Raw genomic sequence first — 22,775 nt, forward strand, 5'->3', positions numbered from 1 at the left:
AGGTTAGTAATATCTTTTATTTTTTAGTTCTTTAGGCATATGAAATGTGATATTTTCTTTTATTCCAGATATTTCTGTGATAGTGGAATTTGTTATTTTTTTTAGTTTTTTTATTACTTGTTCTATAACAATATCGGGAGTTGAAGCTCCGGCTGCTATTCCAATAGATTTTATATTATTACCCCAATTATTTATATTAATATCATTTTTAGAATCTATCAAAATAGAATGTTTTTTTGTTTTTTTTGCTAATTTAAAAAGCTGATTGGAATTAGAAGAATGTTTAGATCCTATGATTACAATAGCATCAGATATTTTTGATAGTTCTTTTACTGCTGTTTGACGATTAATAGTAGCATAACAAACATCTGGATTTTTAGGACTAGTAATATTAGGGTATTTTTTTCGCAATTCTGAAATAATAGGGTTAATAACTTCTAAAGATAGCGTAGTTTGAGTCATAAATGTTAAGTGATTTGGTTGTTTAATTTTTAATTGCGAAATGTCTTGAATTGATTCTATAAGATAAATATTGCCGTTGGTATTATTATATTGTCCAATTGTACCTTTTATTTCTGGGTGTTTGGAAGTTCCTATAAGTATTACTTCAAATCCTAAATTGCTTGCTTTTGATACCTCTTTGTGTACTTTTTTGACGAGTGGACAAGTTGCATCAATTATTTTTAATCTTCTTTTTATAGCTCTATTCTTAAAGTTTTTAGATACCCCATGCGCTGAAATAATTAATATTGATCCAACTGGAATAAGATCAATATCTGGACTAAAAATTACTCCTTGAGATTTTAAAAAGTTAGTTACATGAGTATTATGTACTATTTCGTGATTTACGTAAATAGGTTTTCCCCAGATTTTTAATGCAGTATTAACAATGTTAATGGCTCGTTTTACGCCTGCGCAAAAACCTCTTGGATTTGCTAAAAAAATATTCATATGTGTTTAGGATGCAACATAATTTTCATATATGATTATTAGAATTTATATATGTGGTATACATATATGTTATTTTTTTTCTTTTTTTAAAAAATAAATATATATTACTAAAATACTGCCTAGAAAAATACTAATATCTGCTACATTAAATGTCGCAAAGTGCCAATTATTAAAATGGATATCAATAAAGTCTATTACAAATCCAAAGTATAGTCGATCTATCATATTACCTATTGCTCCACTAATTATTAGAGTACAAGCAAAACTATAATATTTTTTGTTTATTTGTATGAGATAGATTATTTTAAATATTACAGTTATCGTAATGATACCTACTAAGAGTAGAAAATATTTATATTTTTGACTTATTTCAGAAAAAAAACCAAACGCCAAACCATAATTATGTATATGAAAAATATTTAATATCGGGTTTAGTGTTCGCATTTCAAATAATAATAAATTATTGATTATCCATCTTTTGCTTGAAATATCTAGTAATATTATTATAAAAAAGATACTGAATAAAAATACTTTATTTAAAGTTAGTAATTTTTTCATTATAGAAATTTACGTATTTCTCCTAATCCGGTAATATTTGAGATACATCTTTTACATATTTTTGATTCAATATTGATGTCATTAGAGTTAGAAATAATATGCCAGCATCGCATACATTTTTTTCCATGCATTTTAGTAATGTGTATTTTAAGGTTTTTTACTAATTTGCTTTTTATAGCATACTTAGGAGCAGAAGAATAATTTTTTATTTGAATTTTTGATGTTAAGAATAAAAATTGTAATTCATGGTTTAATAACTTTAGTTTTTCTTGAATATTATCGTCAACGTATAGTTGAATGAATGATTCTAAAGAATTTCCTATTATTTTATTTTTTCTTACATGATCTAAAACTTTGTTTACTTCACTTTTGACAGTAATCAATTCATTCCAGTACGTGTTGTTCATAACATTGTTATGGTTTAAAGGAAATAGCTTTTTTAACCATTCTTCAGTAAATATAAATTCGCTTTTTTTTCCTGGTAAATAATCCCATAATTCGTCTGCAGTAAAAGATAAAATAGGAGCTATCCATCTTACAAGCGAATTTAAAATTAAATATATAGCACTTTGGCAACTTTTTCTTGAAATGTGATTAGATGTTATTAAATATTGCCTATCTTTTATTATGTCTAAATAGAAAGCACTCATTTCTATAGAGCAAAAGTATACTATATTTTTTATTACGTCGTGAAATTTATAATTGTCATAACTATTAATGATTTTATTCTGCGTGTCAAGAGTTTTTCCTATTGCCCATTGATCTAATATTATCATGTTTTTAGGAGAAACTAGCTCTTTTTCAGGGTTGAAATCATATAAATTTGCAAGAAGAAACTTTGCTGTATTTCGAATTTTTCTATAAATTTCTGATGTTTTTTTAAGTATGTTTTCAGAAATAGATATTTCTTTGGAATAGTCAATGGAAGCTGTCCATAATCTTAATATATCAGATCCAAATGTCTGAATTATATTGTTAGGATGAACAGTATTTCCAATAGACTTAGACATTTTTTTTCCTTTTTCGTCTACAATAAATCCATGTGTAATTACCGCGTGATACGGGGGTATATTGTTAATGGCTGTGGATATTATTAAAGAAGACATAAACCAACCTCTATGTTGATCTGATCCTTCTATATATAGATCGGAAATATTGTTATGATGAAATTTATTTTGGTATATGTCAGATAGCGTTATGGATCCAGATTCAAACCAAATATCTAAAATATCTGTTACCTTAATATAGTTTTTTGATTCATCACCTAATAATATTTTTAGATCTACTTCGAACCACGCTTTAATACCTATGTTTTTTACCTTTTTGATAATATCTTTGATAATTAGAAATAGTTTTGGATGTATTTTTCTTGTTTTTTTGTGAAAAAAAATAGGGATAGGGACTCCCCAAGTTCTTTGCCTAGATATGCACCAATCTGGTCGATTAGATATTAAACTAATCATTTTTTCTTTACCCCAGTTAGGTATCCATTTTACTTTTTGTATTTGTTTTATGCAATTTTCTTTCAAGTTTCTATGGTTCATGTTAATAAACCATTGTTGAGTAGCTCGGAAAATAATTGGTGTTTTATGTCTCCAACAATGCGGATAACTATGATTAAAAAGTTCGGTTTTTAGTAAAGAATTGTTTTGTTTTAATAGTTCTAGGATAATTTCTATGGATTTTGCAATGTTGATTCCGTTTAATTTAGGATGAATATCATTTTTAAAATTTCCACTTCCATCAATTGTTTTGGTTATATTAATGTTGTATTTTTTGCTTACATTATAATCATCATTTCCGAATTCTGAAGCTGTATGTACAGCTCCTGTTCCTAATTCTAGAGTTACATGTTCTGATAAAATTATGGGAATGATAATATTTAAGAAAGGGTGAATAAATTTTATGTTTTCAAGAAGTTTTCCGGATACTGTATTCAAAATTTTCCATTTTTTAATTTTACATTTCTCCATAGTTTTTTGAACTAGAGTTTTTTCTAATATTAATATGTCGTCAGGTGTTTGAATAAGTTGATAGTAAAAATTAGGATTAAGTGTAATGGCTCTACTTGCTGGTAAACTCCAAAGTGTAGTAGTCCAAATAACTATATGTGTTATATTATTAAGGGTAGTAACATTAAATATATTTTTTATTATATTATTATCAATAATTTTAAATTTTACAAAAGCAGAAAGAGATGGTTTTAAATAATATTCAATTTCTGCTTCTGCTAATGCTGAGCGACAATTAATACACCAATTAACTGGCTTAAAATCTTGGTAAATATACCCTAATTCAATCATTTTAACGCAAGTTTGCATTATGTTTGCTTCATTTTTAAAACTCATTGTTAGATATGAATTATTCCAATCTCCTAGAACTCCTAACCTAGTAAATTCTTGTTTTTGGTTTTTTACTTGATCATTTGCATATTCTCTACATTGATTTTGAAAATCATTTACAGTATTATTTTTTTTCTTTTTCTTATTTTTTTTTTCAATTTTGTGCTCTATAGGCAATCCATGACAATCCCAAGATGGAGTGTAGGGAGCATCAAATCCTGACATATTTTTTGATTTAACTATAATGTCTTTTAATATTTTGTTTACTGCGTGTCCAATATGAATTTTTCCATTGGCATATGGAGGTCCGTCATGTAAAAAAAATTTTTTTTTGCTTTTTTTTATTTTTCTAATGACTTCATAAATTTTGTTTTTGTTCCATTTTTTAAGAATATCTGGTTCTTTTTTAGATAGATTTCCTTTCATTGAAAAGTTAGTTTGGGGTAGATTTAAGGTTGATTTATAATCGGTCATTGTTTTCTCTTATTTTTTATCATATTTATGATGTGCTTTGAGGATGACTATTAAAATACAAATTTGCTGTTTTAATGTCACATTGAATTTGCGTCTTTAGTTCTTCTATAGAAGAAAAACAAAATTCGTCGCGAATTTTTTTAATAAATATGACTTCTATGTATGTTTTGTATAGATTTATCGAAACATTTATTAAATGTACTTCGAGTGTTTTTTTAGTTCCAGACATGGTGGGTTGAGTTCCAATATTTGCTACTCCTAGGAATATTTTTTGTGATGAGGGTATGGATATCTTTACTATAAAAACGCCATTAATTGGAGCTGCATTTTTATGTAGTATAATGTTAGCTGTTGGAAATCCTATTAAAGATCCATTTTTTTTTCCATTAATAACTCTTCCTGAAATGCTAAAAGAACGTCCCAATAGTATTTTAGCTAATTTTAAATTATTATTTTTTAGCGCTGATCTGATAGCTGTACTACTAATTTCTATACCATGTGTTGTAAGAATTTTAGTTGTATAAACTTCAAAGTTGTAATTTTTCCCCATGTTTTTTAAAAAAATAATATTTCCTTTTCTTTTAGCTCCAAAACAAAAATTTTTTCCAATTGCTAAAAAACATACATTTAGTTTTTTTATTATTATGTTAGTAACAAAATCTATAGGACTAATGCAAGAAAAAATTCGATTAAAATAAATACATAATATTGTATCGATATTCCATTGAGATAAGTATTTTACTTTTTCTCGAAACTGCATGAGACGAATAGGAGGATTTTTAGGACAAAAAAATTCTTGAGGTTGCGGTTCAAAAATAGCAATAGTAATAGGTTTTTTGTATTCTTCTTTTTTCTTGCACATTAAATTTAATAGTTTTTGATGGCCTAAATGTATTCCATCAAAGTTTCCTATTGTTAATATACAAGGGTTAGTTTGAAATTTAATGTTATTTATGTTACGTATTAGTTTCATAGTCATGGTTCTTTACAATACAATTATTATGTTAATTTTTTAAAGTTAAAAAATAATATTTCATGTTATTAATCATTGATTCGTGGGACTATTTAGAATCATAAGTGATTGTGTTACAATAATATATGGATATTATGTATTTTACTTTATTTTACAATATCATATAATGTTTATGAATTTATTTTAAATTATTTTATAAAAATTTATATGGGAGTTATTTTGGCAAATTTGAAAGCATCCAAAAAAAGTGCAGTAACATCTGAAAACAAAAGATGTTTTAATTCTAGTAAAAAATCTAAAATAAAAACTTTTATAAAGAAAGTAAATGTTGAAATATTATTGAAAAATAAAGAAAAAGCTAAGTTAGAATTTAAAAAAGCTCAATCTATTTTAGACAGATATGCTACTAAAGGTATAATTCACAAAAATAAAGCAGCACGACATAAATCAAATTTAGAGCGTAAAATAAAGTTGATAGTTTAATATTATTAAGGCTTATAACATTTAAATATTTATTTTTTAAAATTTGCTTCCATACGGTTAGTAATATAGAAGCAAATTTTTTAAAGTTTATTTAGTAAGATCATCAAAGAACCTTTTTACTCCTTCGAAAAACCGTTTTGATCGAGGACTATTTTTTTCTCCTTTAAAACCACCGAAACTTTCTCCTAATTGGTATAAAAGATATTTTTGTTTTTCGCTTAGATTTACTGGTGTTTCTACAACTACTCTACATAATAAATCTCCTTGTTTTTTGTTTCTTATGGATTGTACTCCTTTGGCTTTTATTCTAAATAATTTCCCTGATTGTGTTTCTGATGGTACTTTTAATTTAACTTTTCCATCTAATGTTGGAACTTCAATTTCACCGCCTAAAGCAGCCATAGAAAAATTTATTGGTACTTCGCAATACAAATTATTGTCTTCGCGTTCAAATATAGGATGTTTTTTTACTGTTATTTGAACGTATAAGTCTCCAGAAGCAGCTCCATTTTCTCCTGCTTCGCCTTCGTTATTTAAGCGAATGCGATCGTCTGTATTTACTCCAGGAGGGATTTTAACTGATAGAATTTTAGATTTTTCCGTTCTTCCATGTCCGTTACAGGTATGACAAGGAAATTGTATTACATTTCCTTTACCTTGACATTTCGGACATGTTTGTTGAACAGTAAAAAATCCTTTTCTTGTTTGTATTTGTCCGCTTCCATAGCATTTTGGGCAATTTGTGGGTTTGGATCCAGATTGAGTTCCATATCCATAACATGATTGACAAGTTTGTAAAACTGGAATATGAATTTCTTTTATTGTTCCTCGAACAGCTTCTTCTAAAGTTAGCACCATATTGTAACGTAAATCAGATCCTTTAGAAGATCGTTGTGTTCTATTCCCACTAAATATATCGCCGAATACGTCACCAAATATGTCACTAAAGTCTGAGTTAGTATTAAAACTATGAGTGAACGTATTGTTGTTTGTATTTCCTTGTTCGAATGCAGTATGTCCATATTGATCATATGCAGCTCTTTTTTTCGAATCATTTAGAACTTCATACGCTTCTTTAATTTTTTTAAACTTTTCTTCAGCTGTTTTATTACCTGGATTTCGATCAGGATGATACTTCATAGCTAATTTTTTGTATGCTTTTTTTATTTCTCTTTCTTCGGATGATTGATTAACTCCTAAAATTTGGTAATAATCTTGTTTTGGCATTCGTTCTTTTCCCAATTTCACATATATGTTAACGAGCATAATAAGTATTTTATGCTCGTTTTGTTCGTTATTTTGTATGGTTTTTAGAAAACATTATTTTTTTGGTTCTTTGATTTCTTCGAATTCTGCGTCTACAACGTTATCTTCAGGCTTTGCAGAGTTTTCGTTATTATTAGAAGCATTAGATTGCGTGTTTGTTTTAGCATTTTCCATTAATTTTGAAGAAAATTTCAATACATTTTGTATTTTTTCTTCTATATCGGTTTTGTTTTCTCCTCTTAAAGCTATGTCTAACTCTTCTAAAGATTTTGTAATATTATCTTTGTCTTTTTTATCTATATTTTTTTCTGCGTTTTTTAGTTGTTTTTTGGTACTATGAGAGATTTGATCTCCTTGATTTCTAATTTTTACTAATTCTTCAAATTGTTTGTCTGATTCAGAATTAGCTTCTGCATCAGAAACCATTTTTTTGATTTCATCTTCGTTTAATCCAGACGATGATTTAATTGTAATTTTTTGTTCTTTTCCTGTGTTTTTATCTTTTGCTGATACATGTAGAATACCATCTGCATCTATATCAAATGTTACTTCAATTTGTGCCATTCCTCTTGGTGCAGGTTGAATTCCATCTAAGTTAAATTGACCTAACGATTTATTATCTATGGATCTTTTTCGTTCTCCTTGAAGTACATGTATTGTGACAGCTGATTGATTATCTTCTGCAGTAGAAAATATTTGACTGTGCTTAGTTGGAATAGTAGTATTTTTATTAATTAATGAAGTCATTATGCCGCCCATAGTTTCAATACCTAATGATAGCGGTGTAACATCTAATAATAATACGTCTTTTACTTCTCCAGATAGTACTCCTCCTTGTACCGCTGCGCCTACAGCTACTGCTTCATCTGGATTAACATCTTTTCTTGGTTCTTTCTGGAAAAAATCGGCTACTTTTTTTTGAACCATAGGCATTCTTGTTTGCCCACCGACTAAAATAACATCATTGATATCTGAAATAGATAATTTTGCGTCTTTTAATGCTGTTTTTAATGGTTCTATAGATCGATTAATTAAATCTTCTACTAAGGATTCCAATTTGGATCTAGTTACTTTAATATTTAAGTGTTTAGGTCCATGTAAATCTGCTGTTATATAAGGTAAATTTACGTCAGTTTGTTTGGACGAAGATAATTCTATTTTTGCTTTTTCTGCTGCTTCTTTGAGACGTTGCATAGCTAATGGATCATTTCTTAGGTCAGTTCCTTGATCTTTTTTAAACTCTTCAGATAAATAATTTATTAGTCTGCTATCAAAATCTTCTCCTCCGAGATGGGTATCTCCATTAGTTGCTAGTACTTCAAATGTTTTTTCTTTGTCAACGTTATCTATTTCTATTATTGAGATATCAAATGTTCCTCCACCTAGATCATATACAGCTATAATTTTATTACCTTTGTCTTTATCTAAACCGTAAGCTAATGCTGCAGCTGTTGGTTCATTAATGATTCTTTTTACGTCTAATCCAGCAATTCTTCCTGCATCTTTTGTTGCTTGTCGTTGAGCATCATTAAAATAAGCAGGAACAGTAATGACTGCTTCTGTTATTGCTTCTCCTAAATAATCTTCTGCAGTTTTTTTCATTTTTTTTAATACTTCTGCAGAAATTTGAGGAGGTGCTAATTTTTTGTTTTTGACATTAATCCATGCATCTCCATTATCAGATTTGACAATTTTATATGGCATTATTTTGATATCGCGCTGTACTTCTTCATCAGTAAATTTTCTTCCAATTAAACGCTTGATGGCAAATAGTGTGTTACTTGGATTTGTTATTGCTTGACGTTTAGCAGGTTTTCCTACTAATATTTCTCCATCGTTAGTATATGCAATAATTGACGGTGTTGTACGATCACCTTCTGCATTTTCTAATACGCGAGTTTTACTTCCATCCATGATTGCAATGCAAGAATTAGTAGTTCCTAAGTCAATACCGATTATTTTACTCATCATAATTTCCTTGTTAAAATAAACATACTTTAAATGATTCAACTATTTTATTATTTTAATTTTTTTAAAAATTTATCTAACATCAATTATTTAGTTTAATAATAAATAAATGGGGTCAATTTTTCAATCATCAAGGTTAAAAACAAAACTAGTTTAAAAATATTAAAATATTTTATTTGAATAGAAAGTTTTTATTTTTTAGCTTAGTATATTTATACTTTAATTGATATACTAAAATTATAAATTTATGAATTTTGAAAATATATTTCATTCTGATCAAAATTGGGCTTTTTTTATGTTTTGCATAATAGCTATTGGAATTAGCTTACTAATGCTATCATTAAGCTCAATGCTAGGTGGACAGTCTCAATCGCGATATAAACATACTCCGTTTGAATCGGGAATAGATCCTGTTGATAATCTGTATTTAAATGTATGTATTAAGTTCTATTTAGTAGCAATATATTTTGTTTTATTTGATGTTGAATCATTGTATTTATATTTGTGGTCGATAAATGTTATTAAATTAGGCTGGAGCGCTTTTATAGAGGTTATATTTTTTGTTTTATTCTTATTGTCTGGGTTAGTTTATTTAATTCGTTTGAACTCATTAAATTGGAGTTCCAAAGAGTTTTGCAAAAAATATTAATGTAATATTAGAATGATTTTAGAGTGAGTTACTTTATGAAATATACGTTAACTAAAGTAGATATTTCAGAAAAAGATAAAAATTATCCTTCTCAAAAAGAATATGTTGTATCTGATCCCATTGAAGATTATGTACATAAAAATATTTATATGGGAAATATAAATAAATATATTCATAACTTAGTAAATTGGGGAAGAAAAAACTCTTTATGGCCTTACAATTTTGGTTTGTCTTGTTGTTATGTAGAAATGGTAACTGCTTTTACTTCTATACATGATGTGTCAAGATTTGGATCTGAAGTATTACGCGCATCTCCTAGGCAAGCTGATTTTATGGTTATAGCAGGAACACCATTTATTAAAATGGTTCCTGTTATTCAACGTTTGTATGATCAAATGTTAGAGCCAAAGTGGGTGATTTCTATGGGCTCTTGTGCTAATTCAGGGGGAATGTACGATGTTTATTCTGTTGTTCAAGGAGTAGACAAATTTTTGCCTGTAGATGTTTATATTCCTGGTTGTCCACCTAGACCGGAAGCATACATAGAAGCATTAATGCTGTTACAGAAATCTATTTCTAAAGAGCGTCGTCCATTGTCTTGGATGATAGGAGAACAAGGAGTCTATCGTGCTAATATGCCTTCAGAAAAAAGTAAACGTCGAGAGAAGTATATTTCTATTAAACATCTTCGTTCACTAGATCAAGTTTAGAATGCTTATGTACACTGTGGTGTGTCGTTCGTTGCTTTTAGTAATTTCTTTATATTTGTTAATGAGATAATATGAGATCGTTATGTAATTTATGAAAAAAAACATTTCAGAAAAAGCTAGTAATACGATTCAAAACATTCCTCGCGATTATGTTTATAACGATATTGTGAAAGAATTGTTTAAGTTTTTTGGACGAAATCAATTTGTACTTCAATCTACTTTAATAGGAATACCTGTGTTGTGGATTAGTAGTAGCATGTTATTAAAAATTGGTAAGTTTTTACTCAGCATCCAAAATCCATATACGACTTTATTTGACTTACACGGTGTAGATGAAAGATGTCGTTCTTATCGTCAAACATTGCCATTAGCTGATTTTTCAGTATTTTATCATTTTATATCTTTTTCTCGAAATGATGATGTGATGTTTAAAATTGCGTTATTTAATAATAAACTTAATTTGCCTACGTTAACTAAATTGTATTCAAATGCTAATTGGTATGAGCGTGAAACATGGGACATGTTTGGAATAGTTTTTGATAACCATCCGAATTTAACCAGAATTATTATGCCAAGGAATTGGAATGGTCATCCGTTGCGAAAAGATTATCCATGCAGAGCTACTGAATTTGATTTTTTTACTTTAAATCAATATAAAGAAGATAGAGAAATGGATGCATTGCGATTTCGTCCAGAAGAGTGGGGAATGAAAAAAGAAAATAAAAACAGTAATTATATGTTTTTAAATCTAGGTCCAAATCATCCCTCTGCGCATGGAGTTTTTCGTATTGTTTTACAATTAGACGGAGAAAAGATTATAGATTGTGTACCAGATATTGGGTATCACCATCGCGGAGCCGAAAAAATAGGGGAACGCCAAACTTGGCACAGTTATATTCCATATACTGATCGTATTGAATATTTAGGCGGATGCGTTAATGAAATGCCTTATGTATTAGCAGTGGAAAAATTAGCAGGTATTATAGTACCAAAAAAAGTAGAAGTTATTCGTGTTATGTTATCAGAATTATTTAGAATCAATAGTCATTTATTGTATATTTCCACTTTTATTCAAGATGTTGGAGCTATGACTCCTGTTTTTTTAGCTTTTACTGATCGTCAAAAGATTTACGATATTATTGAAGCTATTACTGGTGCTCGTATGCATCCAGCATGGTTTAGAATTGGAGGAGTAGCTCATGATCTACCTAAAGGATGGAATAAATTATTAAAACAGTTTCTTGATTGGATTCCAAAAAGATTAATTAAATATACTAATTCTGCATTGAAAAATAGTATTTTAATTAGCCGATCGAAGGGCGTAGCGCAATATGGTCAATACGAAGCTTTAAAATGGGGCATTACAGGATCTGGATTACGTGCTACTGGTTTAGATTTTGACGTGAGAAAGAAACGGCCTTATTCAGGTTATCATAATTTTGAATTTGAAATACCAATAGGAAATGGAATTAGTGATTGTTATTCTCGAGTTATGTTAAAAATAGAAGAAATCTGGCAAAGTCTTAATATTTTAAAACAATGTTTAAATAATATGCCAGAAGGTTCTTTTAAGGCTGATCATCCATTAACTACTCCTCCTCCTAAAGAACACATGCTGCAACATATTGAAACTATGATCACTCATTTTTTACAAGTTTCTTGGGGTCCGATACTTCCTCCTAATGAAAGTTTTCAAATGATTGAAGCAACTAAAGGAATTAATAGTTATTATTTGATTAGTGATGGTAACACTATAAGTTATAGAACTAGAATACGAACACCTAGTTTTCCTCATTTACAACAGATACCGTCAGTTATTCGTGGGAGCTTAATATCAGATTTAATAGTTTATTTAGGTAGTATCGATTTTGTTATGTCTGATGTTGATCGTTGAAGAAATGTTAAAAAATACGTTGAGTAATGTCTTTATGTTAAGTAAGGAAGAAGAAATAGACATTTTAAAAAGTAAGAGCAATTATGAAGATGCTCAATCTAGTTCTATAGAAGCATTAAAAATTGTTCAAAAAAGCAGAGGTTGGGTGTCAAAACAAGCTATTCGTGAAATTTCAAAAGTACTTAAAATACCTGAAAGTAATTTAGAAGAAGTTGCTACATTTTATAGTCAGATTTTCAGAAAGCCAGTTGGAAGAAATATAATACGTTATTGCGATAGTGTAGTTTGTTACATGTATGGTTGTGAAGATATTAAATCGTGTTTAGAAAATGCTTTAAACATTTCTATTGGTGGAACTACAAAAGATTTCCGTTTTACTTTATTACCAATATGTTGTTTAGGAAATTGTGATAACGCTCCTACTATAATGATTAATGATAACACTTATTCTCGTTTAAGTTTAAAACAAGTAGTAGAATTATTGGAATTATATAAGTGAAAAGAATATTACGTACTTCAGAAACTCATCCATTAACTTGGTGGTTAAATGAAAAAGAAGATGTAGTGTGGATTAAAGAATATAAAAAAAATGGTGGTTATCTGGCTTTTGAGAAGGCACTTAAAACTATGCAACCTGTAGATATTATAAGTATAGTGCAAGAGTCAGGATTAAAAGGGCGTGGTGGAGCAGGTTTTCCTACAGGAATAAAGTGGAGTTTAATGCCTAAAAAAAGTAGTTTTGATGTTCGTTATTTATTATGTAATGCAGATGAAATGGAACCAGGAACGTATAAAGATAAATTTTTAATGGAAAAAATTCCTCATCAATTAATAGAAGGTATTTTAATTAGCTCTTTAGCTCTTAACGTTAGTAAAAGTTATATATTTTTGAGATGCGAATATGTTCAAGCTGAACGCATTTTAAAAAAAGCTATTTTTGAAGCCACCCAGTACGGATATATAGGAAGTAATGTATTGAAATCTGGCCTAAACTTTGAAATTTTTTTGCATAGTGGTGCTGGTCGTTATATTTGCGGAGAAGAAACTGCGTTAATTAATTCTTTAGAAGGTAAACGTGCTAATCCGAAATATAAACCCCCATTTCCTGCTTATGTTGGAGCTTGGGGGAAACCCACTTGCATAAATAATGTAGAAACATTATCTAATATACCATCTATTATTTTGCATGGAACAAAATGGTATAAAAATTTGTCAAAAAGTATCGATTCTGGTACTAAAATGATGGGATTTTCAGGAAAAGTTAAAAATCCTGGATTATGGGAGTTACCTTTTGGAATTACGGCGCGTGAAATATTAGAAGACTATGCTGGTGGCATGAATAATGGACTTAATTTGAAAGCATGGCAACCAGGAGGAGCGAGTACAGAATTATTAACGTTTAAACATATTGATTTGCCAATGAATTTTTCTACTATTCAAAACGCAGGTAGTCGATTAGGAACTGCTTTAGCTATGGCAATTGATGATACTGTGAATATAGTTTCTTTAGTAAGAAACATCGAAGAATTTTTTTCTCGCGAATCGTGTGGATGGTGTACTCCATGTCGTGATGGTTTGCCTTGGATTGTTTCTATTTTAAAATCTTTAGAAGTTCATCAAGGTCATGAAAATGATATGGATATTTTAGAAGAGTTATGCTGTAAATTAGGTCCGGGAAAAACATTTTGCGCGCATGCACCAGGAGCTGTTTCACCATTAAAAAGTGCTATCAAATATTTTCGATCAGAATTTGAAAGTGGTATTAAAAAAACATCAATCATTAATATCTCATCTATTTAATGGAATTCAATCTAACGAAACATGCGTGATTAGTTTAATAAAATACGTTAGAAATTATTATTTTAGACGAATATTAATAAGTTTTATTGCTTACAACATTACGTTGTTGCATAAAGCTTTTACCAAATGGAAACAAAGATTAGTTTATGGCTATAATTTTTATAGATAATAAAGAATATAATGTTAGTGATTCGGAGAATTTATTGCACATTTGTTTGTCTCTTGGATTTGACATACCGTATTTTTGTTGGCATCCCACATTAGGAAGTTTTGGTGCATGTCGTCAGTGTATGGTTAAACAGTATCATAATTTTGAAGATAAAATTGGTAGGTTAGTGGTATCTTGTATGACTCCTATTACAAATGGATTAATTGTTTCTGTCAATGATAGTGAAGCGACGAATTTTAGAAAAGGTATTACTGAACTTTTAATGACTAATCATCCGCATGATTGTCCTGTTTGTGAAGAAGGTGGAAGTTGTCATCTTCAGGATATGACTGTTATGAACAAACATTATGTTCGTCGATATAGGTTTGCAAAAAGAACTCATAAAAACCAGTATTTAGGTCATTTTATTAAACATGAAATGAATCGATGTATTGCTTGTTATAGATGTATTCATTATTACAAAGGTTATGCTGATGGTACTGATTTTGGAGTATATGGAATTAGTAATAATGTTTATTTTGGGAGATTTGAAGAAGGATCATTAGATAGCGAATTTTCTGGAAATTTAATTGATGTTTGTCCTACTGGAGTTTTTACTGATAAAATTCAATCAAAAACATATGTAAGAAAGTGGGATTTGCAATATGCTCCGAGTATTTGTCAACATTGTTGCATTGGATGCAATATTAGTGCGGGTGAAAAATATGGAGAAATATGTAAAGTAGAAAATCGATATCATGGGAACATTAATCGTTATTTTTTATGTGATTTAGGTCGATTTAGTTATGGTTACTCTAATTTAAAAGATCGACCTAAACATTCTGTTCATCGAATTGAAAATAAAGAACGCGTTTTATATAATGTAAATGATTCTGTAAAATTAACAGCAAAGTATTTAACATCTTCATCTAGGATAATAGGAATTGGTTCTAGCCGTGCTAGTTTAGAAAGTAATTATGCTCTTCAAAAGCTGGTTGGATCGGATAATTTTTCGGTAGGACTATTACAAAAAGAATTAGATTGTATACAATTGATCGCAAAAATTATTGCTAACAGCGGAATTTATGTACCTACATTAAAAGAAGTAGAGGATTATGATGTCATTCTTATTTTGGGAGAGGATATTACACAAACATCTCCTATGATGGCTTTATCTATTCGACAGGCAGTAAAAGGAAGATCTCGAGATATAGCAAAATTTAATAACATTCCCAAATGGCATACATTAGCGGTTAAGAATATTTCGCAAAATTTGAGATATAAGTTATTTATTACTAATGTGTATAAAACTAAATTAGATGATATTTCTGAAGAAACGTATTTTTCTACAATAGATGATCAAGTTCAATTAAGTTTTGAAATTGCTCATAAAATTGATGAGTATTCTCCTCATGTTCGAAATTTAAGTCAAAGTATGATTTTATTAATAAATAAAATCGTTTTTGCATTGTTGTCTTCTAATAATGCTCTTATTATTTCGGGTACTCATTCTAATAGTGTTGAATTAATTCAAGCTGCGCATAATATAGCTAAAGCGTTAAAAAATAAAAAGAAAAAAGTAGGATTAATTTTATTAACATCTAATTCTAATAGTTTAGGTATTGGACTATTAGGAGGTATGTCTTTAGAAAGCGTTGTTGATAGTTCTTTAAAAAAGCAATGCGATTCTTTAATAATTTTAGAAAATGATCTATATCGTTATCTATCAAAGATTCAGATTACAGAATTATTTAGTACTATAAAAACTACTATAGTAATAGATCATCTCAACACTAAGACTGTTACAAAAGGAACCATAGTGTTACCAGCAACTAATTGTTTTGAAAGTTCAGGAACGGTTGTAAATTATGAAGGAAGGGCTCAACGTTTTTTTCAAGTATATGATCCAAAATTTTATAATGATGATTTTCATGTTTTAGATAGTTGGATGTGGTTGCATGATATAGAGTGTAAATTGTACAATAAGAGTCGAATATGGAATAAATTAGATGATGTTATTTATAGTATGTCTGCTGAAAATTATCTTTTGAAACGGTTGCAATTTGTAGCTCCTGATTCATCTTTTAAAATTTTTGGGCAAAAATTAGCTAGATCTCCACATCGGTTGAGTGGTAGAACGTCAGTTAGATCTGATATTAATGTTCATGAAATTAGTCAACCTCAAGATGAAAATTCTATGTTTTCTTTTTCTATGGAAGGTTGTCAGCAGTTTTATAAGTATTCTTCTTATATACCTTTTGCTTGGAGTCCCGGTTGGAATTCTTTACAAGCATGGAATAAATTTCAAAAAGAAATCAACGGAGAATTATATTGTGGAAATCCTGGTAAACATTTATTGAAATATGACTGTAACAAGTTTATTCCGTGGTTTGAATATCAACCAGTTTGTGTTAATAATGATGGTTATTATATTAGTCCATATTATCTTTTATTTGGTAGCGAACAATTATCTCAATTCTCTCCAGATGTCAAAAACATCGTGCGTAACGTTGTAGGGATTATGAATAAATGTGATGCCGATGCTTTATTTATTCAATCTGGATCTAAAATAAAATTTAGTTGTATTGGTATGAAATTTACGGTTGTAATTCATGTTTCTTCTAAAATTCCATCTGGTCAATTGGGCCTACCTCTAGGTTGTTTGAATTTTCCTATTGCTTTATCGAGAAAAAAAGTTGTAGATCTACAAAAGATAACTGTATGATTGTATTTTTTATAAGTTTTTTTTGGAAGCTAAAGTGTTAATGATAGAATCTATTTTAGTATTATTTTTAACTTTAATATGTGCAACAATAATGAGTGTTGTAGAACGTAGAATATTAGGTTTGTTACAAAATCGTTATGGACCTAATAGAGTAGGTTGGCAAGGAACATTACAAATAGTAGCAGATATGATTAAAATATTGTTTAAGGAAGATTGGATTCCTATGTTTAGCAGGAAGGCAATATTTGTGTTTGCTCCAATGTTATCATTTGTATCTTTGTTACTGGTTATAGCTATTGTACCTATTAGTTCTAATTTTGTTATTATTAATTTAGACATAGGTATTTTATTTTTTTTAATGATGGCATCGTTGTCTATATATCCTGTTTTATTTGCAGGTTGGTCTAGTAATAACAAGTATGCATTATTAGGAGCTATTAGAGCTACAGCACAAACTTTAACATATGAAGTTTTTTTAGGTTTATCTTTGATGGGAGTAGTAGTGCGTGCACAATCTTTTAATATGATTGATATTGTCAATAGTCAGATACTATTGTGGAATTGTATTCCTCAATTTTTTGGTTTTATAACTTTTTTTATAGCAGGTTTAGCTTTGTGTCATAGGCATCCTTTTGATCAACCTGAATCAGAACAAGAATTATCGGATGGCTATCATATTGAATATTCAGGAATGAAGTTTGGTTTATTTTTTATTGGAGAATATATTTCTATCATAATAGTGTCTAGTTTAATTACTACTATGTTTTTTGGAGGTTGGTTTGGGTTTGGTTTGTCTGCGATTTTCTGGTTTATTTTTAAAACTATGTTTTTTGCGTTTTTATTTATCTTGATTCGAGCTTCGCTACCTCGACCTCGTTATGATAAAATTATGTTGTTTGGGTGGAAATTTTGCTTTCCGTTAACGTTAATAAATTTGATATTTACTGCATTTTTTATGTTATGCAAAGCATAGTAAGAGATTAATTAATATGAGTATTATAAAAACTTTAGTTAGCCAAATACGTAGTATTTGGCTAACTTTTATTAATATATTTTCTAAACGCGAAACTATAATGTATCCAGAAAAATCTGTTTATCTTGCTCCAAGGTATAGAGGACGCGTGATATTGTCTCGTAATTTAAATGGTGAAGAACGTTGTGTTGCTTGTAACTTATGCGCTGCTGTATGTCCTGTTGGTTGCATTTCTTTGAAGAAATCTATTTCAAAAACTAATCGTTGGTATCCTAAGTTTTTTCGCATCAATTTTTCTCGATGTATATTTTGCGGATTATGTGAAGAAGCTTGTCCAACAGCTGCTATTCAACTTATTCCTGATTTTGAGTTGTCGGAATACAAAAGACAAGATTTAGTATATGAGAAAGAGGACTTATTAATTTCAGGACCAGGAAAATATTCTGATTATGATTTTTATCAATTTTCAGGCGTAGAAATAGAAGGAAAAAAGAAAGGTAATTTAGATTATGAATCGAATCCTATTGATGTAAAAACATTGTTACCTTGAGGATAATAACGTGGAAGTTGCTTTTTATTTTTTTGGACTTATGTCAGTTGTATTCACTATATTAACTATTTTTAGCAGAAATCCAATGCATTCATTGATATACTTGATAACATCATTTTTATCTATATCAGGTGTACTATTTTCATTAGGTGCATTGTTTGTGGCTGCATTAGAAGTAATAATTTATTCTGGTGCTATTATGGTTCTATTTGTATTTGTTGTTATGATGTTTAATTTTGACGATTTTGTTAATTATTCAATAATATCTGATAAATCTATAATTAAGTTAATAATGTTTTTTATGTTATTTTTAATTTTAATATTTTTTATGATTTTTATATTGTCTAGTTTAAATCATAAATATTTGTTTAACGTTGTTATTGATATGCATGAAGTGGGTAGAAAATTATTTAGTGAATATATTTTAATCGTTGAATTAGCATCAATATTATTGTTAAGTGCTTTAGTAGTGGTTTTTCATATTGGAAAAGATAAAAAAAGATATAATAAATTTGATTAATTATTTAGGAAAATTGTCTATGATTCCTTTATCTCACGGTTTAATGTTGTCTTCAGCTTTATTGATTTTAGGTTTGATTTCTTTAATGATGCATAAAAACGTATTATTTATGTTAATTAGTTTAGAAATTATGATTAATGCAGTAGCTTTGGCGTTAGTAGTAGTAGGCAGTTATTGGAATCAAGTAGATGGACAGATAATGTATATATTGATTTTAACTTTAGGAGCTTCAGAATCAGGAATAGGATTGGTTCTTTTGGTGCAGTGCTATCGACAGTTTAAAACTTTGAATGTTGACAAGTTAAGTGAGATGCATGGATGAACATTATTCATATAATCATTTTATTTCCGTTAATAAGTTGTCTTATATTACTTTTTTTTAAAGATATATTGTCTTATAGTCAAGTTATAGCAATTTCTATTGGATCTATTTTTATATCAATGTTATTTTCGGTTTTTTTAGTTATAATGTTTTTATATCAAGATAAAAATATATTAATTGAAAAACTATGGACGTTTATTTTTGTAGATGATTTTAAAATTAATTTTGGATTTTTATTAGATGGTTTATCACTTACTATGCTAATAATGGTAGTTTGCATAGGTTTTCTAGTTCATTTATTTTCTGCTTGGTATATGCATCATAAAAATGGATTTTCAAATTTTTTTGCATATATGAATTTATTTATTTTTAATATGATTTTGTTAGTTTTATCTGATAATTTAGTATTTATGTTTTTAGGTTGGGAAGGTGTTGGGCTTTGTTCTTATTTATTGGTAGGATTTTATTTTAAAAATGTTAATTTCGGTTATGCTGCTTTAAAAGGATTTATTGTTACTCGCGTGGGAGATATTTTTTTATTATTATCTATATTTTTTATTTATCGAGAGTTCGGAACTACAAATTTTGAAGAATTAAAATTAATTTTAAAAACAGTTACAGTAAAAGAACATGTAGACTTTATGCAATGGATTACTCTTTTTTTGTTAATTGGGGCTATTGGAAAATCTGCCCAGATTCCGTTGCACACTTGGTTAGCAGATGCAATGGTAGGACCCACTCCAGTATCTGCGTTAATACACGCAGCTACCATGGTAACTGCTGGAGTTTATTTAATAACACGAACTTTTTTTTTCTTTTCATTGTGTCCAAATATACTGTTTCTTTTAGGAATAATAGGCAGTTTTACTTTGATTTTTTCTAGTTTTTCAGCATTAGTTCAAAGTGATATAAAGCGCATATTAGCATATTCTACTATGAGTCAGATTGGTTATATGTTTATTTCATTAAGTATGCAAAATTGGACTTTAACTATTAGACATTTAATTGTTCATGCTATTTTTAAGGCATTACTTTTTCTTTCTGCCGGATCTATCATTTTTTTATTAAAAAATGAAAAAGATATTTTTAAGATGGGTGGATTAAAAAATCAATTGCCATTTTTATATATATCTTTTTTGATCGGTGGAGCTTCCTTATCATCACTTCCACTTATTACTTCTGGTTTTTATAGTAAAGAAGACATTTTAATTTTTGCTTGGGAAAATGATTATATAGTATTTTTTATATCAGGTTTATTAGGTTTGCTGCTAACTACATTGTATACGTTTAGAATGATTTTTGTAGTTTTTCATGGAAAAGAGAAGAGAAAATTTCAATCTCCTAAAGAATTTAGTCATAATTTTCCATTAATAATATTAATGATATTTTCTACTTTTGTTGAATCTTATATAGTTTTACCGTTATCTTTTGTATTTCCTAAAGAAATATTGTTTCATTCTAACCTATTTTTGGAAATCGTTTTTAGTTCCGTGTCTTTATTGGGTATAGTTTTATCTTATTACTTGTGGGTTGTAAATAAAACAATTGTTAATAATATACTATGCACTAGTATTGGAAGGTTTATACATTCTTTTTTGTTTAATGCATGGAGATTTGATGTTTTATATAATTTTATGTTTGTAAAACCTTATTTTTATGTTGCTAAAATTTTTACGCCTGATCCTATTGATATTGTTTTTCGTTATCCAAAAAATTTGTTACCTATTTTATATCGTAGGTTGTTATCTATGCATAATGGATACTTACGGACATATCTTATATTAGTAATTTCTAGTTGCTTGATCTTTTTGATCGCTATAAAATTATTTTTATAGTTGTATTTTTTAATTAATAAAATTAATGTTTTAACTATAGATATAGTTCGATTTATTAAACGAATAAACTAAAATAAGGAAAATATAATTAACATGTTACTTCCTATATTTATTATGGTTCCTTTTTTAGGTGGAATATTGTGTTTGTTATGTAATCAATATAGTTTAAAAATTTCTCATTATATTGCATTGATATCAATGAGTATAGTGTTTGTATTATCTATTTCATTGTTTTTTTACGATTTGACAGTTTATGTTCCTAGTATATATGGATCTCATTGGAATTTTGAATATGAAACTCCTTGGATACCACGATTTGGAATTACTTTTCATTTAGCTGCCGACGGGTTATCTATTTTAATGTTAGTTTTGACTAGCATATTAGGAATGGTGTCTATACTGTGCTCATGGAATAAAATCAAAAAAAATATAGGATTTTTTTATTTAAATTTGTTGTGGATTTTAAGTTTTTCTATAGGTATTTTCCTTTCTATAGATCTTTTTTTATTTTTTATTTTTTGGGAAGTAATGATATTTCCAGCATATTTTTTAATAATGTTTTGGGGATATAAAGTTGATAATAAGAAAACTTGTTTGAATCGATATGTTGCTGCTAATAAATTTTTTATGTATTCTCAATGTTCTGGTTTAATTTTACTGTTTTCAATACTTATTTTAGTACACTGTCATTACATTTCTACTCATATTTTAAGTTTTAATTATGATGCATTACATAATATTCATGTAAATTTTTTTTTAGAAACATGTATTATGCTAGGATTTTTTTTAGCATTCTCCATAAAAATACCTATCGTTCCTTTTCATGGCTGGCTTCCAGATTTTCATACTTACTCTCCTATTTCAGGTGCGTTAGATATTTCTGGAATATTATTGAAAACCGCTGTTTATGCTTTGTTGCGATTTAATATTTTTCTTTTTCCCCATTCTTCAGCTAGATTTGCATATTATTTTATGATTGTAGGACTTATCACTATATTTTATACTGCATTAATTGCTTTTTCTCAAACTGATATAAAACGCTTGATTGCGTATTCATCTATATCACATTCAGGATTTGTTTTAGTAGCTATTTATAGTGCTAGTCAAATAGCTTATCAAGGAGTAATTATACAAACTATTTCTTATGCATTGTCTACTGCTGCTTTATACTGTCTTATAGGTCAATTATTTCAACGAACTCATACTCGTGATATGCGAAAAATGGGTGGATTATGGTCTAGCATAAAGTGGATTCCTGGTTTTTCTTTGTTCTTTTCGGTAGCGAATTTAGGTATCCCAGGTACTGGAAATTTTGTAGGTGAATTTATGATATTATTTGGAGCTTTTAAAAATAATGTTTTATTAGTTAGTATTGCTTCTTTTTCTCTAATTATTTCAGCATTATATTCTTTAATGATGATACAAAAAACATATTTTGGTGTTTGTTCTAGATTTAATGATGTAGTTATTATTCCATATACTTCTTTTCGTGAAATATTTATATCAGTATTATTGTTGGTAATACTAATATTAATTGGGTTTTATCCTAGTATTATTATGAATATATCTGAATTTCCATTAAACAATCTTCGGGTTGTTTTTTCTAATTTTATTTTAATTACAAGGTTATAATT

19 protein-coding genes are annotated in these 22,775 nt (G+C 28.4%); 13 read left to right on the top strand and 6 right to left on the bottom strand.

Translation table 11 applies throughout. The features are described from left to right. Positions 1-3: 3 nt before the first annotated feature. The 4 genes from ispH to ribF form a co-directional block, all read right to left on the bottom strand. A complete protein-coding gene (gene ispH / locus U0T55_00670; GenBank protein XBC42935.1) occupies positions 4-951 on the bottom strand; it encodes a 4-hydroxy-3-methylbut-2-enyl diphosphate reductase in 948 nt (315 codons plus the stop codon). Positions 952-1,020: 69 nt separating this feature from the next. Next, a complete protein-coding gene (gene lspA / locus U0T55_00675) occupies positions 1,021-1,509 on the bottom strand; it encodes a signal peptidase II (GenBank protein XBC42936.1) in 489 nt (162 codons plus the stop codon). Then, a complete protein-coding gene (gene ileS / locus U0T55_00680) occupies positions 1,509-4,325 on the bottom strand; it encodes an isoleucine--tRNA ligase (protein XBC42937.1) in 2,817 nt (938 codons plus the stop codon). The genes lspA and ileS overlap by 1 nt, the downstream gene beginning before the upstream one ends. Before the next feature lie 25 nt (positions 4,326-4,350). Continuing rightward, the gene (gene ribF / locus U0T55_00685; protein XBC42938.1) at positions 4,351-5,298 is read right to left on the bottom strand and encodes a bifunctional riboflavin kinase/FAD synthetase; all 948 of its coding nucleotides are present in this window, start codon (positions 5,296-5,298) and stop codon (positions 4,351-4,353) included. 219 nt (positions 5,299-5,517) lie between these two features. On the opposite strand from ribF, the gene rpsT reads away from it, so the two are divergent. Continuing rightward, positions 5,518-5,781, top strand: coding sequence for a 30S ribosomal protein S20 (rpsT, locus tag U0T55_00690; protein XBC42939.1), 264 nt, complete (start codon positions 5,518-5,520; stop codon positions 5,779-5,781). 87 nt (positions 5,782-5,868) lie between these two features. On the opposite strand, the gene dnaJ is transcribed toward rpsT, so the two are convergent. Both dnaJ and dnaK read right to left on the bottom strand, forming a co-directional pair. Next, positions 5,869-7,008: a molecular chaperone DnaJ gene (dnaJ, locus tag U0T55_00695; GenBank protein XBC42940.1), complete on the bottom strand. Its 1,140-nt coding sequence runs from the start codon at positions 7,006-7,008 to the stop codon at positions 5,869-5,871. Between the two features lie 93 nt (positions 7,009-7,101). Further along, entirely contained in the window at positions 7,102-9,015 is a 1,914-nt protein-coding gene (dnaK, locus tag U0T55_00700; protein XBC42941.1) for a molecular chaperone DnaK, read from the bottom strand. 247 nt (positions 9,016-9,262) lie between these two features. Here dnaK and ndhC point away from each other — a divergent pair, with 247 nt between their 5' ends. The 12 genes from ndhC (at position 9,263) to nuoM (ending at position 22,773) form a co-directional block, all read left to right on the top strand. Then, entirely contained in the window at positions 9,263-9,664 is a 402-nt protein-coding gene (gene ndhC, locus U0T55_00705; GenBank protein ID XBC42942.1) for an NADH-quinone oxidoreductase subunit A, read from the top strand. 35 nt (positions 9,665-9,699) lie between these two features. Beyond that, positions 9,700-10,374, top strand: a complete 675-nt coding sequence (locus U0T55_00710) for an NADH-quinone oxidoreductase subunit B family protein (GenBank protein XBC42943.1) — start codon at positions 9,700-9,702, stop codon at positions 10,372-10,374. A gap of 91 nt (positions 10,375-10,465) precedes the next feature. Further along, the gene (gene nuoC / locus U0T55_00715; GenBank protein ID XBC42944.1) at positions 10,466-12,268 is read left to right on the top strand and encodes an NADH-quinone oxidoreductase subunit C/D; all 1,803 of its coding nucleotides are present in this window, start codon (positions 10,466-10,468) and stop codon (positions 12,266-12,268) included. A 34-nt stretch (positions 12,269-12,302) separates the two neighbouring features. Further along, positions 12,303-12,767 (top strand): NADH-quinone oxidoreductase subunit NuoE, encoded by a 465-nt coding sequence (nuoE, locus tag U0T55_00720; protein ID XBC43063.1) that lies wholly within the window; start codon positions 12,303-12,305, stop codon positions 12,765-12,767. After that, positions 12,764-14,068, top strand: a complete 1,305-nt coding sequence (nuoF, locus tag U0T55_00725; protein ID XBC42945.1) for an NADH-quinone oxidoreductase subunit NuoF — start codon at positions 12,764-12,766, stop codon at positions 14,066-14,068. The genes nuoE and nuoF overlap by 4 nt, the downstream gene beginning before the upstream one ends. Positions 14,069-14,214: 146 nt before the next feature. Further along, the gene (gene nuoG, locus U0T55_00730) at positions 14,215-16,941 is read left to right on the top strand and encodes an NADH-quinone oxidoreductase subunit NuoG (GenBank protein ID XBC42946.1); all 2,727 of its coding nucleotides are present in this window, start codon (positions 14,215-14,217) and stop codon (positions 16,939-16,941) included. Between the two features lie 40 nt (positions 16,942-16,981). Further along, entirely contained in the window at positions 16,982-17,914 is a 933-nt protein-coding gene (nuoH, locus tag U0T55_00735) for an NADH-quinone oxidoreductase subunit NuoH (protein XBC42947.1), read from the top strand. A 16-nt stretch (positions 17,915-17,930) separates the two neighbouring features. Next, positions 17,931-18,464, top strand: a complete 534-nt coding sequence (nuoI, locus tag U0T55_00740) for an NADH-quinone oxidoreductase subunit NuoI (protein ID XBC42948.1) — start codon at positions 17,931-17,933, stop codon at positions 18,462-18,464. A gap of 40 nt (positions 18,465-18,504) precedes the next feature. Next, entirely contained in the window at positions 18,505-18,984 is a 480-nt protein-coding gene (locus U0T55_00745; protein ID XBC42949.1) for an NADH-quinone oxidoreductase subunit J, read from the top strand. Between the two features lie 19 nt (positions 18,985-19,003). After that, positions 19,004-19,306, top strand: a complete 303-nt coding sequence (gene nuoK, locus U0T55_00750) for an NADH-quinone oxidoreductase subunit NuoK (protein XBC42950.1) — start codon at positions 19,004-19,006, stop codon at positions 19,304-19,306. Then, a complete protein-coding gene (nuoL, locus tag U0T55_00755; protein ID XBC42951.1) occupies positions 19,303-21,141 on the top strand; it encodes an NADH-quinone oxidoreductase subunit L in 1,839 nt (612 codons plus the stop codon). The genes nuoK and nuoL overlap by 4 nt, the downstream gene beginning before the upstream one ends. A 93-nt stretch (positions 21,142-21,234) precedes the next feature. Then, positions 21,235-22,773, top strand: a complete 1,539-nt coding sequence (nuoM, locus tag U0T55_00760) for an NADH-quinone oxidoreductase subunit M (GenBank protein ID XBC42952.1) — start codon at positions 21,235-21,237, stop codon at positions 22,771-22,773. The last annotated feature ends 2 nt before the right edge of the window (positions 22,774-22,775 follow it).

It is taken from the genome of Buchnera aphidicola (Kaburagia rhusicola ensigallis) (genome assembly GCA_039830025.1).
GTDB lineage: Bacteria > Pseudomonadota > Gammaproteobacteria > Enterobacterales > Enterobacteriaceae > Buchnera_B > Buchnera_B aphidicola_AW.

Coding starts and splice junctions, on each gene's coding strand:
- ispH (XBC42935.1), bottom strand. CDS start 951: ATGAATATTTTTTTAGCAAATCCAAGAGGTTTTTGCGCAGGCGTAAAA.
- lspA (XBC42936.1), bottom strand. CDS start 1,509: ATGAAAAAATTACTAACTTTAAATAAAGTATTTTTATTCAGTATCTTT.
- ileS (XBC42937.1), bottom strand. CDS start 4,325: ATGACCGATTATAAATCAACCTTAAATCTACCCCAAACTAACTTTTCA.
- ribF (XBC42938.1), bottom strand. CDS start 5,298: ATGAAACTAATACGTAACATAAATAACATTAAATTTCAAACTAACCCT.
- dnaJ (XBC42940.1), bottom strand. CDS start 7,008: ATGCCAAAACAAGATTATTACCAAATTTTAGGAGTTAATCAATCATCC.
- dnaK (XBC42941.1), bottom strand. CDS start 9,015: ATGAGTAAAATAATCGGTATTGACTTAGGAACTACTAATTCTTGCATT.
- ndhC (XBC42942.1), top strand. CDS start 9,263: ATGAATTTTGAAAATATATTTCATTCTGATCAAAATTGGGCTTTTTTT.
- U0T55_00710 (XBC42943.1), top strand. CDS start 9,700: ATGAAATATACGTTAACTAAAGTAGATATTTCAGAAAAAGATAAAAAT.
- nuoC (XBC42944.1), top strand. CDS start 10,466: ATGAAAAAAAACATTTCAGAAAAAGCTAGTAATACGATTCAAAACATT.
- nuoE (XBC43063.1), top strand. CDS start 12,303: ATGTTAAGTAAGGAAGAAGAAATAGACATTTTAAAAAGTAAGAGCAAT.
- nuoG (XBC42946.1), top strand. CDS start 14,215: ATGGCTATAATTTTTATAGATAATAAAGAATATAATGTTAGTGATTCG.
- nuoH (XBC42947.1), top strand. CDS start 16,982: ATGATAGAATCTATTTTAGTATTATTTTTAACTTTAATATGTGCAACA.
- nuoI (XBC42948.1), top strand. CDS start 17,931: ATGAGTATTATAAAAACTTTAGTTAGCCAAATACGTAGTATTTGGCTA.
- U0T55_00745 (XBC42949.1), top strand. CDS start 18,505: ATGTCAGTTGTATTCACTATATTAACTATTTTTAGCAGAAATCCAATG.
- nuoK (XBC42950.1), top strand. CDS start 19,004: ATGATTCCTTTATCTCACGGTTTAATGTTGTCTTCAGCTTTATTGATT.
- nuoL (XBC42951.1), top strand. CDS start 19,303: ATGAACATTATTCATATAATCATTTTATTTCCGTTAATAAGTTGTCTT.
- nuoM (XBC42952.1), top strand. CDS start 21,235: ATGTTACTTCCTATATTTATTATGGTTCCTTTTTTAGGTGGAATATTG.